The sequence below is a fragment of the Aliivibrio salmonicida LFI1238 genome (assembly GCF_000196495.1).
GTDB lineage: Bacteria > Pseudomonadota > Gammaproteobacteria > Enterobacterales > Vibrionaceae > Aliivibrio > Aliivibrio salmonicida.
On the sequence record NC_011312.1, the window covers coordinates 2,271,015 to 2,287,471 of the forward strand.

Here is a 16,457-nt window from a genome sequence, read left to right on the forward strand (position 1 = left end):
AATGAATAAATTAAAAAAACAACGTCATATTAAAGACCAGATTGCCGCAGGATTAATTTGGTTATCTGCATCTATTACCGTCGGTTTTCTTTTTTGGATAATGTGGTACATCTTATCAAATGGCCTACAGCACGTAAGCTGGTCATTCATTACTGATAATTACACTCGTACTGGTGAAGAACACGGTATCTTCCCAATGATCGTGGCCACCCTCTACATGGTATTAGCTTCAATTGCAGTTGCAGCACCACTTGGGATAATGACGGCCATCTATTTAACCGAATACGCAAAAGTAGGCAGTAAACTCGTTAAAGTCATTCGCTTCTGTACCGAGTCATTAGCGGGTATTCCATCGATAATCTTTGGTCTATTTGGTATGACTTTCTTTGTGGGTATTTTAGGCTTAGGTTTCTCAATTTTATCCGGCGCACTTACGCTGAGTATTTTAATCTTACCCGTGATTATCCGTACAACAGAAGAAGCATTAATGGCTGTACCTCAAACCTTTAGAGAAGGCTCTTATGGTTTAGGAGCATCAAAAATCTATACCATTTGGCGCTTAATATTACCAAGCGCAATGCCAGGTATTTTAACCTCTGTTATTTTAAGTATTGGTCGTGTTATTGGTGAATCCGCACCTGTATTCTTAACCGCTGGTATGGTGGCACGTATTCCTGATTCATTGCTTGATTCAGGCAGAACATTAACCGTTCACCTGTACAAATTAACCACTGAATTATTTACCATCGAAGAATGGAATCAAGCTTACGCAACAGCGACAGTATTGATTGTTCTTGTATTAATAATTAACACGCTAACGAAGCTATTGGCTCGAAAAATCAATAAAGCGTCTTAATTAATCGATTTATTATCTATCACTAATTATTGACTGATTGCACGGCATAAGATGCGATCAGTAAGGAAAACACAATGAACAAATTTAATATTGAAAACCTAGATCTTTTTTACGGACAAAACCAAGCATTAAAAGGCATTAACTTACCGATCCCTGCAAAACAAGTAACCGCCTTGATCGGTCCTTCTGGTTGTGGAAAATCAACATTATTACGTTGTTTGAACCGCATGAATGATTTAATTCCTGGCGTAAAAATTACGGGTTTTGTTAGTTTAGATGACCATGACATTTACGGTAATATCGATGTTGCCGATTTACGAATCAAAGTTGGGATGGTTTTCCAAAAAGCCAACCCATTTCCGATGAACATTTATGAAAACGTCGCGTATGGATTGAAAGCACAAGGCGTAAAAGATAAAAAAGTATTAGATGCCGTTGTTGAGAAATCACTTCGCAGTGCAGCCCTTTGGGATGAAGTAAAAGATCGCTTAAAATCTCACGCATTTGGCCTATCTGGTGGACAACAACAACGTTTGTGTATTGCTCGTACTATCGCAATGGAACCTGATGTCATCTTAATGGATGAACCGACATCAGCATTGGATCCAATTGCAACACACAAAATTGAAGAGTTAATGGAAACACTAAAACAAGATTACACGATCGTTATCGTGACTCACTCAATGCAACAAGCTCGCCGTATTTCAGATAAAACCGCGTTCTTCTTAATGGGTGAATTGGTCGAGCATGATGACACTCATGTTATTTTCTCAAATCCTAAAGATGACCGTACTCAAGGCTATGTAAATGGTGACTTTGGTTAACCTTATTTTCTAAATTATAAGAAAGCGATGGAAACTCTTTGCCCCTCTAGTTAGGGGCTTTTTTGTCATTTAACAACCTGTTTTATATGAAAATTAAATCTACTACGCCCACATTACGACCACAGGTATTTATTTCGACAATTTATCAATAAAATAAGTAATAATGATAACCGCTGCGCCACTGGCCGTCACCAGAGCAGCCCCTATTGGTAATAATGGAAGCAAAAAAGTATTCAAAGACATTAAGAACATGACGACCAATGATGTGTTATCGAGTCATCGTATTCCATTGGATTTAATGAGCGTGGTTCGTGAGGGATTTAACTCAAGCAGTGACTTGAATAAAGTCGATCGCATCTTTTACAAGAATGAACTTATCCCTATTTTAGAAGCAGTGCGTGAATTGAATGATTTTGCAGGCATGGAGGTGGTGAGCATTAAAGACTATGAGAGTTTGGATACGGTGGCCGCAATAAAATAAAACCGAGTTTTCGGACTCGGTTTTATTTCGCATTAATTAATCTTTAAAACTTGAGAGACCTTGAGACTCTCGCCACTCTTTAACTATTTCTGTAATTCGTTCAGGAGAATCATCACCTAGATTTTCAGGATAAAAAATTAAATCTGAACCATCAGGATGCTGTGTTAATTTTTCAAAAAACAATACAGCATCAATATGTTCCTGCTCTGTTTCGTAGTCATCAGAGTAAATTAAAAATAAGACGCACTTTTACTGAAATAATAGGTGAAATAACTAAATGAATGCGCCCCTTTTCTTATCCTCTAGAAAAGTCGCATAAAAAAGCCACTGTAAAAAGTGGCGTTTTAAAAAATAAACTGACTTCAATTTATTGGTAACTTGTTTGGCCATTGATACGTCACTACCTGATTAAGAATACCTTGCCACATTAACGTACGTTTAAGTGGATTATTGTGTTTCGGTGGGACATTTGACGCACTAGCCCAAAAAAGCGCTCCCGGCTCATTTGTACTTTGCGATACAACAAGTGCACTTAACGGTGGCGCATCGGCCTCTGCCAATATCTTGTTTAACTGACTTAATACCTCATTCCAAGATTGAGGAGAATACCACTCACCTGTTCTGCATTTATAATCTTGAGTTAAATCCGAGTACGTTTTCGGTTTATTCCACGACACCAATATTGAATAGATGATGTTAATATCTACAGTCACTCATACCTTCCTTATTATTACACTTATCAATTAACAATAGACGTCAAAACTAAGATTAACTACTGTCGGTATAAAAATATGGTGTATTGTGCGCAAAAAATCAGCTTTTACGTTTTGGAATTGCCCCTCCGCCTAGGTACTAATCGATCCCCAATCCGCACCAAAAATACACCCTATGATCACTATGGTATGCAGTCCAATGTAAGGCACACAGAAGACCATGACAATAAAGCGTTGAATGAGCTTAAAAGGCTCATACGCTTTGAGTAACATAATGTGTTGTTTCGACTTCTCCTCATCGGTGAACACAAGCGCATCCCCTGTACTGGCGATTAAATCAATGCCTGCTTTGATGGCTGAATCGGTACCAAATATCTTACTGAATAATCCCATCATTCACTCCCTACTCATCAATCAATTCAAAATGCATTAAGTCATCAAAGCCATTGTCTTTTAGCTCATTGTCTTTGTCCCAATCCCCGCCCCAACGAATGGCCACGCCCATTGAAGCACCGACACCAATCACAATGCCTGCAAAGTAACTGAAGCGTTCACGATCATCTTCATCGTATGGGTACGGGGTTGCATCGACGGCCTTGCTTGGTAATGAATTGTGTTTGCTGTTTGGGTATCGAACTTGGGTATTTGTACTTGGCAGGGCGTTTTGCTCTTCTTTGGTTCGATGGCCACAAAGAATAGAGCAATCACACACCTCAAGAACGGCGGTAAATACGCTCTGTAATTTAGGGTGACAAGAAGCCAATCGGGTTGCACTTATTTTACTGAATTTATTCATTTTACATTACCTTTAAAGCAGCAACCGCAACGGCGATCACTGGGCCAAAAATTAATCGAACCAACCCTATTTTGTCTGATTCGATCTTATCTATTCGTTTAGAGTTTGAGACTTGAATGGTTTGAGTTTTCGTTAACGTGTAAGCACTTTATTCAGTGTACTGGTTTGCTCTCACATCAAGTTAGCAAGGTTGCTCACCACCGCATCAATACGTGCTATCTCTTTCTCTGGCATGCTTTACTCAGATTATGTATTAGGCTCTGTGAATCGCGTGATCGCGGAGGTTTATATTGATGTCATTCCTATATCCCTGATGTGGAAAACCCAACACAAAGGTTGGGCTTGCACATCAATGGCCGTATAACGAAATTACACCTTTTCAAGTTCACTTCACCTTCCCATCACTCCTGATTAATCGTGTTTGATAAGCACTTAACTTCACCCCAAATAACCGCTCTTAAAAATCAATCTTTCGCTTTAACATATAAGTAATAATGTAATGCTATTGTAAAAATTTATGTAAATAGTGAATGATATTCTAATTATGAATACGTAAAGGAAATACATACATGAGACTGGTCTATTCGTTATTGATGATATTATTTTCAATTTCAGCGCACGCCGATAAGTCTGGCTATTACATTACAACCAATATTGAAAACTCTTCCGTTACCTTTTTAGGCTCACAAACCGATCTTGATGGAGGATATAATATAAAAGGCGGTTATGACTTCCCAATTTCAGACACCTTCTATATGTCTATAGAGCTTGAATATAACAATATGGGCAGCTTTGATTTTGATTGGCGAAATAAAAATCAATACGCGACAAGTCATGTTGATGCTCATTTTTTTGGAGCCAATTTAAAATATCGTGCGTATATGTTTGAATCAGATTTCTTTATCACCAGCATGTTTGGCTATGGTTACTATTACTTAGATATGGATGTTGATTTCTATTTAGAAGACGGACAACTGGGTTATATCGGTAAAGGATCTCAAAGTGAGAGTGCTTTAGGCCTTTCATACGGCTTTGAAGCAGGGTACGACTTAAGTAAGTACATTACGCTAACCGCAGGACACAATATTGCACGAGCCATTATGGATGGGATTGGTTACGATTTTGGAACGACCTACGTAGGGCTGACCTACAATTTTTAGCACGACCCTAAATATTCCATTCTTAACTAAAGATGAGTACACTTAGTCTAATTATTTTAATTACTGGTGTACTCACATGAAATTTCACTCTTTTCTTGCTGCTGGCTTATGTCTTCTAACCTCATTAAGTGCCTCTGCCTCAATTCAGTTAACCGTTCCAAGTGAAGTAGAACTCCTTTTAGTTGATAGCCAAGAAGTCAAACTTGATAGCTCTTTCTTCTCAACGACATCAACACTTAAGCTGGACGATGGCGAACATCAAATTGTGTTCAGATACAATCCAGTATTTAAGCAAGGTAAAGACAACATTATAGTCTCGAGTGATATTATTGTTTCAAAGTTTACCGCAACCAACCAAGACATTAGCTTTGTATTCCCGTCTTATAATTCTCCTGAAAAAGCCAAAGCATTTAATACCGACCTTAATTGGGAATTAAAAGATCAAAACGATAAAAATATACCGTTCGCACAAGCAAAATTAGTCTATGACGGTGTGCAAATTGGTCATAATATTCAATTTGAATTAGCGAAATTTAATACGACTGAGCATGTTGCCGCTTTTAAACAAGATATGATCACCGTCACTCATAAAGAAATAAAAAATGAGAAAGGTGAAAATACAGCAGAGCAAATGTTGAATTACTGGTATGAAAAAGCAGATAAAGAAACACAAGAAAGATTTAAAACATCGATCTCTAATTAGTAATAAATGCAATACTGAATACTGATGATAAATAAAAATGGCTTACACCAGTAAGCCATTTTTGCTAATTATTCGACGAACACTCAATCTCTATTTTATGATTACACTTTAAATTGAGAGACCAAACCATCAAGTCTCTCGCACTGTTCTGATAGTGAAATACAAGCACTTTCTGAGCGACTTACCATCAGCACCATTTCTGAACTATTATCTGCAATACGTTGTACATTCGAGTTGACGTCATCACTAACATGGCTCTGCTCATTAGCGGCTGTGGCTATATGCGTATTCATATCGTTCATAACTACAATCGCTCTTGTGATATGTTGTAACGACTTTGATGCCTCACTTGCTAGATCAATCGTTTCTTTACCACTTTTGGTACTTGATTCCATTGCGAGAACAGCTTCTTTTGCTCCCGATTGTAAACGCTCAATCATCTTTTCGATCTCACCAGTACTGTATTGCGTTTTACTTGCTAACGCCCTTACTTCATCAGCAACAACCGCAAAACCACGTCCTTGCTCACCAGCTCGCGCAGCTTCTATTGCCGCATTTAATGCTAATAAATTTGTTTGGTCAGCTATCCCTTTAATTACACCTAAAATCGATGCTATATTTGAAACATCACTATCTAGAGTATGAATTACAGTACCCGCCAATGTTATCTCATTGGCCAATCCTTGAATCGATATTACGGTCTGCTGTAAAATAGCTTCTGTCGTATCAGCTTCTGCTGTGGCGCCTAAGCTTGCTTGGGCTGCTTCATTGGCATTTTCATTCACCGTATTACTTGTTACTTGCATTTCATGCACAGCAGCAGCAACAACTTCACTCTCTTGTTGTTGGCTTGAAGAGAATTTAGCTATATTTTTTGTTAATACTTGGATATTGTCCATTTCAGAACGAACGGTATTAGACGATGCAATAACATCTGAAACCGTGGTATGTATCTTTGATACAAACAAATTAAAGGCTTGTGCAAGTTTGCCAATTTCATCATTTGAGGTAACGGCGATGCGCTTTGTTAAATCTCCGTCTCCAGAAGCGACTTCTGACATAGCCAATTCTAATGATTGAATTGGTTTTACAATCCAGTTAATTGATAACCAAACAGCAAATAAGCCAAAAATCACAGCACTAATGGCACCAATTCCTGAAATAATTTTCCCCGAATTAATCCCATAATGACTTTGTTCACCTAACTTTACTTGCTCACTCACAATCAACTTACTGATTGATTTAAGTTGCTTACGCATGATCTTGAATTGTTCGTCTAACTGATTATTATTTTTCTGATAATAAGCTTGAGCATTATTAGGGTCCGAGAACAGAGGCTCATAAAGTTCAATCCATTTTTCGGCCGCATTAATTAACGTTGTTAATTCAACTTGAGTATTTAAAGGCAAAATATTTTCTTGATATAACACTTCAACCTTTTTTAAACGAGGAATGGCTTTGTAGGCGTTATCTTGAAATTCAAACGTATGATGCTCTCTTTCTGCATTGGTTGTTGAAAGCATTAAACCTTGCGCTGCTGCAGTAACTTGATAAAGATCTCGGTATGCATCTTCTAAGGATTCATTTACTGGCTGAACAAGCTCAATTAATTTGTAATTAACCTCCGCTTGTTCATTTAGCTTCATCACATTAAGAGTTGAGATAACACTGAATAAAGAAACAATCGCGACAATTGGCAATGCTATTTTTGTTTTTACTGATAAACGTCCTGCTAACTTCATAACCTATCCATATGAAATAAAAATTATTCAACAGAACTATACCAAATAACGCTAAATATAAATTGACCAAACCCATAACTCATGCAAATAAGTTTCGCTAACATTATTGATATTTGTGAGGTTAATTTCATTTATCAAAAAATGTATTTAATGCCTCTATTGATTGTCCATAAACCTGAGAAATTTCGATATCACTACAACCAGATACATCACCACTTTTCCCTTTTTCTTCATAAGAATGACAAAGTGCGTGTAATTTCATTAAACCAAGACTACCCGCAGATCCTTTTAATTTATGTGCAAGCTGGTTCACTTGATACACGTCTCTATTGATAATCGCATGTTGTAATTGAACTAAATTATCTTTAGAGGACACTCTAAATAGATCGATGATCTTGGCCATTCTAACCTCTCCTAACACAGCCAGATCACGTTGAAGAACCTTCTCATTTAAAATCACATCTGCTTCCTCAATGCTATTATTATCAGTAATAAGAGCTAATGCCTCTTGAAGCATCTCTATTTCCTGTATTAAAGGAACCTTGCTTAAAAAACGATTTAGCATTTTAACCAATTGATTTTCAACCAACGGTTTCCCCAAAAAACCATCAAAGCCTGCCGCTAAATAACTTTCGACATCTTCCGTAAATACATGAGCCGATACCGCTAACGTTGGTGTATAGCACTCTTCTCCGTGATATTCATTTTCAATCGCTCTTAAGCGTTTTTGTAATGTCACACCATCAGTATCAGGTAAGTTAATATCCAACAACAACATATCAAATTGATGTTCTTTTACTTGCTCTTCCGCTAACTGCCCAGTATCAACAGCGGTAACTTTATGGCCTAATCTTTCTAAGAACCCAGTGGCCACCATTTGATTCACAGGATTATCTTCAACTAAAAGAAGATGAGCTGGTGCTAAATCAGAAATCGCACATATTTCGTTTGATACTTCAACGCGATGTCCTTTTTCTAATTCCAATGAGAACCAAAAAGCACTTCCGATCCCTTCTTTAGAATCCACACCAATTTCACCCTCCATTGCTTCAATTAATCGTTGACTAATAGCCAAACCAAGCCCCGTCCCCCCCGTGACTTTTTGGCCTTCTTCCGCTTGAGTAAAGGCATCGAATAAACTGTCTATCTCATGCTCAGCAATACCGGCACCAGCATCAATCACTTCAAACAATAAGGTCGTTTCTAATATCACGTGAAGCTGAATAGACACACTGCCTGTATGCGTAAATTTAATCGCATTACCCACAAAATTATTGAGTACCTGACGAATACGACTACAATCGCCAATCCACCACAACGGTGTCTCTGGCGGAATATTGAAATCAAGGGTGATCCCTTTTTGTTGAGCTCTAGAACTAAATAGATGATGGACATCAGTAACAATAGAATGGACATTAAAGTTACTTTTTCTGATCGATAAATGCCCAGCCTCGATTTTCGAATAATCAAGAATATCGTTCAATAAATCGAGCAGGTTCTCACCACTTCGATTAATAATATCGACGTATTGCTTTTGCTGAGCAGTTAAACGACTGCCTCGTAATAGTTCACCGGTACCCAATACCCCATTAAGTGGCGTTCGGATCTCATGGCTCATCGTGGCTAAAAACGCGGATTTTGCTCGGTTAGCCTGTTCAGCCAAGTCTCTTGCTTTATCATGATTAATAATTTCAACATTTAACCGTTCATTACTGGATTTTAATTCTTGAGTTCGTTGAGCGACTTGTAACTCAAGACTGTCTTTATGTTCTTGCAGTTCTTGAGCCGTATCACGAGCCACCAGAATAGATCGTCCCATTTGAGCCAACTCATCATCACCGGATGTATCCAGTTCAATATCCAGTTTGCCATTGGCCACATCCATCAATGCTCTCTCGTATTGATTTAAACGTGTTAATACACGAGCGTAGACGTATCGCCACATAATATAAATAACCAAGCAGAGGCCAAGTAAAGTTATGGATATTAATAACTGCTGTACAATTTTAAGTACAAAATTCACATCAGCCACCGCTTGCTGTGTCACTTCATTCGCTTGATTAAGCAGTTGTTCTATCGTCAAATTCAGTCTTTGGAATTGATGAATATTCTCATCACTTAATGCTTTCAATTCATTATTTAAGTTAATTAATTTAATCAGTTCACTGAACAAACGTTGGTTATGGGTTAAATTACTGGCTAAATCTAACATTTGTTTTGTGCGACTAGGATCTTCAACCGCTTGTATTCGACGAGTGATAATCGTCATGTCTCGAGTAAAATCTTGACGCAGTTTTTCAACTTGGCTAATTAAATGACTGTTTCTTGCATCATCAATAGTATTAACCACTTTAAACGTTAATAAACGAAGTTCATGCAAACGTTCCGCAAGATCGAGATCAATTTCAACTAACGTATCAAGCGCCTCATAAACGTCATTTTTATTCCCATTTTCAACAAGATCGTAAATTTTAACGACATTAGCAATGGTTATCGTATTTGAATTAAGTACTTGTGAACGAGCAAGTTCTTCTAATTGCAGTGCTGTTTGCGTTAGATTTTTGCTTTTTTCTTGGATAATACGGTGTAATACCACTTTTTCACCAACGGTATCCCCCATTGTTGCTAAGTTATCGACAATATCTTGAACTTGCTGATCAAGACGTGACAACAATGCTTTATCAAATGGGTATACACCTAGGCCTTTTAATCGAACGTATAAACTTTCGATAGCGCTAAATAATTCTTTTCCGTATTTATTGCGGTCATCTTCTACATTTACTTGCGAAAGTAATTGAGATGTTGAAATGATTTTTGTACTTAAATCAGAAATATATCGAGCTTCAATCACTGCAGGAATCGCAGAGTCAATCACCGTTCTTTCTGTTTTTTCTACGTATGAAAAACCAAGTACGCCAACAACAGAACCAAACGCCATTAACGCAATCATCACCGTGAAAGTAATGAACAGTTTTTGGCCTATGCCTGTAGAAGAAAATAACATAATCTGGAATACACTTTGGAAAAAGGAGTAATGCAGGTATCATATCACCAACCTAAAGCCAGTGCGAAGATACCATGAAGATCAAAGCAATCTCCCTATTTATTACCTTGATTTCAATACTGTTATCCCCTCTATCTTACGCTAAAGCGCCTTGGAAGATTTGTGCCATCTATCCGCATTTAAAAGATTCTTATTGGTTGTCTATCAACTATGGCATGGTTGAAGAGGCAAAACGCAATAATGTCGAATTAACCGTTTATGAATCTGGTGGTTATCCCAATATTGATCGCCAAAAAGAACAAATTAAACAATGTATTGAAATAGGCTCTAACGCCATTTTATTAGGTACGGTTGATCCTATCGCCTATCAAGATAATTTCAGACAATTGACTCAAGGTATCCCAACATTTGCAACAGTAAACCAACTGAAAAGCTCAACAGGTAAATTACCCCCTCTTCATTTTGGTGAAGTCGGTGTTGATTGGTATGACATGGGTTATCAAGCCGGGGCTTTCTTAGCCAAGCTGCATCCTAGAGATTCAGGTATTGTTCATATTGGTTGGCTACCTGGGCCTAAAACCCGAGGCGGTACAAAGCCGGTAACAAAAGGGTTTTATGATGCAATTAAAAACAGTGATGTCATTGTCAGTGCGACTTATTGGGGCGATAACAGCAAAGAATTACAACGTAATTTAATACAAGATGCGCTTGAAAACGAAAAATTGGATTACCTTGTCGGTGGTGCCGTTGCTATTGAAGTCGCTATTAGCGAGCTTGCTAGTCGAAAAATGCAAGACGACGTTGGTTTAATATCGACGTATTTAAGTCATGCAGTTTATCGTGGGCTACTTCGTAATAAAGTTCTCTTTTCTCCGACAGATAAAATGGTATTACAAGGCCGACTTAGTGTTCAACAGGCGATTGGATACTTAGAAAACCAACCGTTGCCGTTTGCTCTATCACCCAAAATTGAAGCACTAACCCCAAATCATTTACCAAAACGAGTACTATTAGATTCTCTTTCGCCAGCAGAATATCGTCCAACTTTTTTTGTGGGCGCAAAAAAATAAAGGCTATTGTCATCATTTATAAGATGAAAAAATACGGCACTAATAATAAAAATAAGGAACATTGATGAAGAAAACAACGCGTATCGTACCGGCACATAAACACATTGCCTTAGTCGCACACGATAATTACAAAGCAGAGTTGTTACGTTGGGTAAAAGAAAATAAAGAAGCTCTACAAGGGCATTTTTTATATGCGACAGGGACCACCGGACACCTTCTAAGCAAAGAAACAGGATTAGCAATAAAAAGCTTACTTAGTGGTCCTATGGGCGGTGACCAACAACTTGGTGCGCTTATTTCTGAAGGGAAAATTGATATGATGATTTTCTTTTGGGATCCACTCAATGCGGTTCCTCATGACCCAGATGTAAAAGCATTATTGCGTATTGCAACGGTATGGAATGTGCCTGTCGCAATGAATCGTTCAAGCGCTAAGTTTATGATTTCGTCTCCTCGAATGACTCAAGAAATAGAAATAGAAATCCCTGATTATCCAGCGTATTTAGCTGAACGCATCTAATAGATACAATAAATTAAGAAGTGCGATTCATTTAAAAAGCCCTTATTAACAATATAATAAGGGCTTTTTATTTATCAGTGTCTATCCATCATCACTCAAGGATCACGGGGTAATCTTTATCGACAATCTCTTGAACAAATGGGGATGCCTTTCCATGATATACTATCCACACTTTCTTCTTCGCTCGCGTTAACGCAACATAAAACAATCGACGCTCTTCAGCATAAGCAAAATCTTCAAGGTGTGGCAGCAATGCGCCATCTAAAGATTCCGCTCTCTCTTTCATTGGGAATTGACCATCCGTCATTTCAACAATAAAGACATAATCAGCTTCAGTTCCTTTACTTGCATGACACGTTTTGTATTCAAGGTTTAACCCTGGGTAAAATTTCACCCACTCATCAAAAGCATCAGGACAGTGATTATAATTACGTCCTAACATCAGAACCTTCTCACCATCACGAATATTTTTAGACAAAGAGAGTAATTCTTTTTCTATCGATTGGTGCTCAATCACTTTCACTGCTTTACGTTTTTGTTTTGTGAAACTGTTCAGCTCTTTTTTAAGCTGCATCGGGTTTTCTTGTACAAAACGGTTAGCAACGGCACCAATTTGATCATTAAAACGATACGTCATTGATAAATTTGCAATTTGACAAGATTGAAAACGTTGTTCGAACCCAGTAGTTAGAGATACATCTGCACCAGCAAAACGATAAATCGCTTGCCAGTCATCACCGACCGCAAATAATGTGGCTCTTTCTTTTTTATCATTCTCTTTATGGCAAATAGCTTCAATTAAATCTAAACGCTGCGGAGAGATATCTTGATATTCATCAACCATAACAAATGACCACGGTAAGGCGTATTTCCCCTCATTTATATAGGCTGTCGCTTTGGTTATCATTAAATCATAATCAATTGCGTCTTCTTGTTTAAGGGTTCTTTCATACGCTTTAAAAAATGGCCATACAATGTTGAGCTCGCTTTTTAAACGCGCCGCATCAGCATGGTTTTCAATACGGGCGGTAACTGTTTTTTTATCTAGCTGTAAGCTGTTTAACTGACATACTTGTTTGTGCAGCCATTCTTGTAATTTTTCGTTATGCGATTCTTCTTTTAAATCAACATCACCACGTAAGTAAGCGATAGGCCATTTTTTTAAGTGTTTTTTCCAACGATTCGTTGCTGTCGCATTTTTCCACTCCGAATCTAACACATGGCTAAACCACTCTTTTCTTGCTTTTGAATCCGTCACCAAGCATGACAATTTGGGTTGTTGGTATTCGACATGACGAATAATATCCAACCCTAATTGGTGAAACGTGGCCACTTTTACTTTTTGTCCAATATCAGTTCCTAGCTTCTCAATGATCCGAGCTGACATTTCTTGAGCGGCCTGACGACCAAAAGCCAATAATAAAATCTCTTCAGGTTGAGCCACTTGGCTTTTAATCAAATAATTAACACGAGCAACAAGTACACTTGTTTTACCTGAGCCAGCTCCCGCTAATACTAATGTATGGTCTTCATTTAATAACAGCGCACTTTGCTGTGATTCGTTTAATGGTTGTGATTCACATTCTGAGAAAAAAGATTTCCACTCCACTTTTTGCTCTTCTAACCACGTTTCGTTTAACGTGATAAGTTGTTGTTCAGGTTCCATTAACCACTCTAATACAGGCGCAATACATTCAGGCTGAAGTTGTTGAGCTAAAGGGATCGATATCTTGGTTTGCTCAAATAAATCGTATAATTTCTCAACCATCAACAGCGCTTCGGTTTGCTTCAAATAACGACGCTGTGCACTGAACGTCCTCACCAGTTCTAACATCTGGGGTTGTAACTGATTCAACATAACGACTTTCGATTCTTTCCATTCTGCGTACGCGTTTAATACGGCATTAATTACCGCGTCGCACTCTTGCCAAGGCAACCCAGAAACTCGCCACGCTATTTGTTCATTTCGATTATAGAAACAAAGCGCTCCCCACACTAATCCTCGTTCGAAAGTAACTTGCCCGTTCCATTTATCAAACGGCACAGAAACTTGATATTTGTGGGAGGTAAACAACAGCTGCTCTGGCTCTAATTCAAGTTGATAAAAGTCACCCTGAACTAACCATTGAGCGAAGGTGGTTGCTTTAATCTGCATGATTCGATACTACCTAATAAAAATTACACTGATGAACGTATTTTCGGCAACTCGACGTCAACCGAAGACCGCATAGGATATCAGGTTATTTTTTTGTTGTCCCAGATCAGTATTAAGACATTGATTGATGAGCAAACGCTGTCTTCTCTATATGACTTTGTTATGATGGGTTTTTCTCTTATAAAAAGTCATTTTGTGAATAGTCGTCAGCTTTTTCGTCAGTACTGGGCCAATAAAACCATTAATTACAGTGTTCGTGTATTACTTGCCTTAATCGGTGCAGTGATCCCTTGCTGGTATCTTGGTGAAAATACCGCGATCACCCCATTAATTTTAGGGATTATTGCTGCTGCACTTGCTGAAACCGAAGACAAATTATCGGGACGATTAAAAGCACTTTTCTTTACGTTTATTTGCTTTGCTATTGCAGCGTTCTCTATTGAACTTTTATTTGATACTCCGATACTTTTTGCGATTGGTTTATTCTTATCCACCATCAGCTTTATTATGCTTGGGGCTTTAGGTCCACGTTACGCCAGTATCGCTTTTGGATCATTACTCATCGCTATTTACACCATGTTAGGTGCCGATCAAAGCCCTAATTTATGGTATCAACCGACCCTATTGCTCGGTGGTGCCGCTTGGTATTATTCCATCTCTTTGACGTGGCAAATATTCTGGCCGTTGCAACCAGTTCAACAAAATTTAGCGACCGTCTTTGAAACCATGGCTACGTATTTAAACAATAAAAGTGAACTCTTTCACCCTGTCACTAATTTAACACCTCAACCTTATCGCCTCCAAGAAGCCAAAAATAATGCGCAAATGGTAACGGCATTAAACAACAGCAAAACGTCATTATTAACCCGAGCTAAACGTGGTCATGTTGTTGGGGCAAGCGATCGATTCTTAAAAATTTATTTCATTGCACAAGACATTCATGAGCGAGTTAGCTCAAGTCATTATCGTTACCAAGACTTAGCAAATACATTTAATCGCAGTGACATTCTTTTTCGCTTTAAGCATCTTCTTCACAACCAATCTTTAGCCTGTGAGGAAGTGGCTCGTTGCTTATCGTTAGGTTTGCCTTATCAACACGCACAAACTTCTATTTTCGCCTTGGATGAGTTACAACAATCGCTGCTTGCATTAAAAGAACAACATCGACCGGAGTGGCGATTGTCGTTAATTCAATTGGATTATTTATTTAATAACCTTGCAACCGTTGAACGTCAATTTGCCAATATCAGTAACCCTGAACGTGCATGTTTAGAAAATGAAGATGACACAGTTCTGTCAGACCAAGGCGCTCATACTCCAAAAGCAATGTGGCAACGACTGAGGGCGAATCTTACACCCGACTCCATGCTTTTTCGTCACGCGATACGTATGGCGATTGCCCTAACTGCGGGTTATGGCATTATTCAAGCATTCAATTTAAATCATGGGTATTGGATTTTATTAACCACATTGTTTGTCTGCCAACCAAACTACAGCGCAACAAAAGAAAAACTGGTCGCTCGTATTGCTGGTACGCTAATTGGTTTAGTTGTCGGTACGTTACTACTGGTTCTCTTTCCTTCAATCGACAGCCAATTAGTCTTGATGGTTATTGCGGGCGTGCTTTTCTTTGCATTTAGATTAGCGAATTACGGGTTTGCCACTGCCTTTATCACGATCTTAGTCTTATTCTGCTTTAACCAATTAGGTGAAGGCTATGCGGTGATACTTCCGCGTCTTGGTGATACGATCGTAGGGTGTGCATTAGCAGTAGTTGCGGTTACTTACATACTTCCAGATTGGCAGTCAAAACGCTTGCATAAAGTCATGGCAGACACGGTAACAGCACATCAAGATTACCTCTCAAATATCATTGCCCAATACCGCGCAGGGAAGAAAGACTCACTTCAATATCGTCTTTCTCGCCGCCAAGCACACAATAATGAGGCCGCTTTAAGCTCTGCTATCAGTAACATGCTCATTGAACCCGGAAAATACCAAACCGCGGTGGATGAATCATTCCGATTTCTTTGTTTATGTCATGCGATGCTCAGCTATATTTCGGCTTTAGGTGCTCACCGAACTCGTTTAAAGGATGAAGAAACACATCAATTAGTTGCAGAGTCTCACCGTATTATTCATTCTCATTTGAACCAAATTCAATGCCAATTAAACAATAAAGAATTTAACGTTGAGAATAATATTCGTAACGAGGAAGGGATTGAAAAACGTCTTTCAGAATGGCGTGATGAAGATGAAAACTCAGTCAGAATGGTCTTACAGCAGCTTCATTTAATCCACCAAATATTACCTGAAATGCATTCTTTGTCAGAAATATTAAGCACCCCAAGTAAACCTGAGTCAAAATAAATGGTTCTAAAGTAAAAATGGCAATAAGCGTACGGTCTTATTGCCATCTTATCTGTCTGTTAT

Annotated in this window: 15 protein-coding genes; 8 read left to right on the plus strand and 7 right to left on the minus strand. The window is 38.3% G+C overall.

Annotated features, from left to right (window positions below; all coding sequences use genetic code 11):
* The first annotated feature begins 1 nt into the window (after position 1).
* The 3 genes from pstA to VSAL_RS11140 all read left to right on the plus strand — a co-directional run bounded on the left by pstA (position 2) and on the right by VSAL_RS11140 (position 2,161).
* Positions 2–856 (plus strand): phosphate ABC transporter permease PstA, encoded by an 855-nt coding sequence (gene pstA / locus VSAL_RS11130; protein WP_012550648.1) that lies wholly within the window; start codon positions 2–4, stop codon positions 854–856.
* 74 nt (positions 857–930) lie between these two features.
* Positions 931–1,680: a phosphate ABC transporter ATP-binding protein PstB gene (pstB, locus tag VSAL_RS11135; protein WP_012550649.1), complete on the plus strand. Its 750-nt coding sequence runs from the start codon at positions 931–933 to the stop codon at positions 1,678–1,680.
* Between the two features lie 163 nt (positions 1,681–1,843).
* Positions 1,844–2,161, plus strand: a complete 318-nt coding sequence (locus VSAL_RS11140; RefSeq protein WP_044583298.1) for a phage portal family protein — start codon at positions 1,844–1,846, stop codon at positions 2,159–2,161.
* A 36-nt stretch (positions 2,162–2,197) separates the two neighbouring features.
* On the opposite strand, the gene VSAL_RS11145 is transcribed toward VSAL_RS11140, so the two are convergent.
* From VSAL_RS11145 to VSAL_RS11160, 4 genes are all read right to left on the minus strand, one after another.
* The gene (locus tag VSAL_RS11145; RefSeq protein ID WP_044583299.1) at positions 2,198–2,392 is read right to left on the minus strand and encodes a bacteriocin immunity protein; all 195 of its coding nucleotides are present in this window, start codon (positions 2,390–2,392) and stop codon (positions 2,198–2,200) included.
* Between the two features lie 131 nt (positions 2,393–2,523).
* Entirely contained in the window at positions 2,524–2,874 is a 351-nt protein-coding gene (locus VSAL_RS11150) for a hypothetical protein (RefSeq protein WP_012550650.1), read from the minus strand.
* Positions 2,875–3,006: 132 nt separating this feature from the next.
* On the minus strand, positions 3,007–3,270 hold the full coding sequence (locus VSAL_RS11155; protein WP_012550651.1) for a hypothetical protein: 264 nt from the start codon (positions 3,268–3,270) through the stop codon (positions 3,007–3,009).
* A gap of 7 nt (positions 3,271–3,277) precedes the next feature.
* Positions 3,278–3,670 (minus strand): M15 family metallopeptidase domain-containing protein, encoded by a 393-nt coding sequence (locus VSAL_RS11160; protein WP_012550652.1) that lies wholly within the window; start codon positions 3,668–3,670, stop codon positions 3,278–3,280.
* A gap of 569 nt (positions 3,671–4,239) precedes the next feature.
* Between VSAL_RS11160 and VSAL_RS11165 the strand changes: the two genes are divergently transcribed.
* Entirely contained in the window at positions 4,240–4,830 is a 591-nt protein-coding gene (locus VSAL_RS11165; RefSeq protein ID WP_012550654.1) for a porin family protein, read from the plus strand.
* A gap of 76 nt (positions 4,831–4,906) precedes the next feature.
* Positions 4,907–5,533, plus strand: a complete 627-nt coding sequence (locus VSAL_RS11170; protein WP_012550655.1) for a YccT family protein — start codon at positions 4,907–4,909, stop codon at positions 5,531–5,533.
* Between the two features lie 101 nt (positions 5,534–5,634).
* Here the strand turns inward: VSAL_RS11170 and VSAL_RS11175 are convergent, their stop codons facing one another.
* Both VSAL_RS11175 and torS read right to left on the minus strand, forming a co-directional pair.
* Positions 5,635–7,275 (minus strand): methyl-accepting chemotaxis protein, encoded by a 1,641-nt coding sequence (locus VSAL_RS11175; protein ID WP_012550656.1) that lies wholly within the window; start codon positions 7,273–7,275, stop codon positions 5,635–5,637.
* A gap of 127 nt (positions 7,276–7,402) precedes the next feature.
* A complete protein-coding gene (gene torS, locus VSAL_RS11180; protein WP_012550657.1) occupies positions 7,403–10,279 on the minus strand; it encodes a TMAO reductase system sensor histidine kinase/response regulator TorS in 2,877 nt (958 codons plus the stop codon).
* 74 nt (positions 10,280–10,353) lie between these two features.
* Between torS and torT the strand changes: the two genes are divergently transcribed.
* Positions 10,354–11,349 carry a TMAO reductase system periplasmic protein TorT gene (torT, locus tag VSAL_RS11185; RefSeq protein WP_012550658.1) on the plus strand — a complete coding sequence of 332 codons (996 nt, stop codon included), beginning with the start codon at positions 10,354–10,356 and terminating at the stop codon, positions 11,347–11,349.
* 64 nt (positions 11,350–11,413) lie between these two features.
* Entirely contained in the window at positions 11,414–11,869 is a 456-nt protein-coding gene (locus VSAL_RS11190) for a methylglyoxal synthase (protein WP_012550659.1), read from the plus strand.
* A 91-nt stretch (positions 11,870–11,960) separates the two neighbouring features.
* Here VSAL_RS11190 and helD read toward each other — a convergent pair whose 3' ends face one another.
* The gene (gene helD, locus VSAL_RS11195; protein ID WP_012550660.1) at positions 11,961–14,024 is read right to left on the minus strand and encodes a DNA helicase IV; all 2,064 of its coding nucleotides are present in this window, start codon (positions 14,022–14,024) and stop codon (positions 11,961–11,963) included.
* A gap of 195 nt (positions 14,025–14,219) precedes the next feature.
* On the opposite strand from helD, the gene yccS reads away from it, so the two are divergent.
* On the plus strand, positions 14,220–16,394 hold the full coding sequence (gene yccS / locus VSAL_RS11200; protein ID WP_085941863.1) for a YccS family putative transporter: 2,175 nt from the start codon (positions 14,220–14,222) through the stop codon (positions 16,392–16,394).
* Positions 16,395–16,457 lie beyond the last annotated feature (63 nt).

What these genes read in the sequence shown, in the direction of transcription:
- pstA (WP_012550648.1), top strand. Translation starts at nt 2, where the DNA reads ATGAATAAATTAAAAAAACAACGTCATATTAAAGACCAGATTGCCGCA.
- pstB (WP_012550649.1), top strand. Translation starts at nt 931, where the DNA reads ATGAACAAATTTAATATTGAAAACCTAGATCTTTTTTACGGACAAAAC.
- VSAL_RS11140 (WP_044583298.1), top strand. Translation starts at nt 1,844, where the DNA reads ATGATAACCGCTGCGCCACTGGCCGTCACCAGAGCAGCCCCTATTGGT.
- VSAL_RS11155 (WP_012550651.1), bottom strand. Translation starts at nt 3,270, where the DNA reads ATGATGGGATTATTCAGTAAGATATTTGGTACCGATTCAGCCATCAAA.
- VSAL_RS11160 (WP_012550652.1), bottom strand. Translation starts at nt 3,670, where the DNA reads ATGAATAAATTCAGTAAAATAAGTGCAACCCGATTGGCTTCTTGTCAC.
- VSAL_RS11165 (WP_012550654.1), top strand. Translation starts at nt 4,240, where the DNA reads ATGAGACTGGTCTATTCGTTATTGATGATATTATTTTCAATTTCAGCG.
- VSAL_RS11170 (WP_012550655.1), top strand. Translation starts at nt 4,907, where the DNA reads ATGAAATTTCACTCTTTTCTTGCTGCTGGCTTATGTCTTCTAACCTCA.
- VSAL_RS11175 (WP_012550656.1), bottom strand. Translation starts at nt 7,275, where the DNA reads ATGAAGTTAGCAGGACGTTTATCAGTAAAAACAAAAATAGCATTGCCA.
- torS (WP_012550657.1), bottom strand. Translation starts at nt 10,279, where the DNA reads ATGTTATTTTCTTCTACAGGCATAGGCCAAAAACTGTTCATTACTTTC.
- torT (WP_012550658.1), top strand. Translation starts at nt 10,354, where the DNA reads ATGAAGATCAAAGCAATCTCCCTATTTATTACCTTGATTTCAATACTG.
- VSAL_RS11190 (WP_012550659.1), top strand. Translation starts at nt 11,414, where the DNA reads ATGAAGAAAACAACGCGTATCGTACCGGCACATAAACACATTGCCTTA.
- helD (WP_012550660.1), bottom strand. Translation starts at nt 14,024, where the DNA reads ATGCAGATTAAAGCAACCACCTTCGCTCAATGGTTAGTTCAGGGTGAC.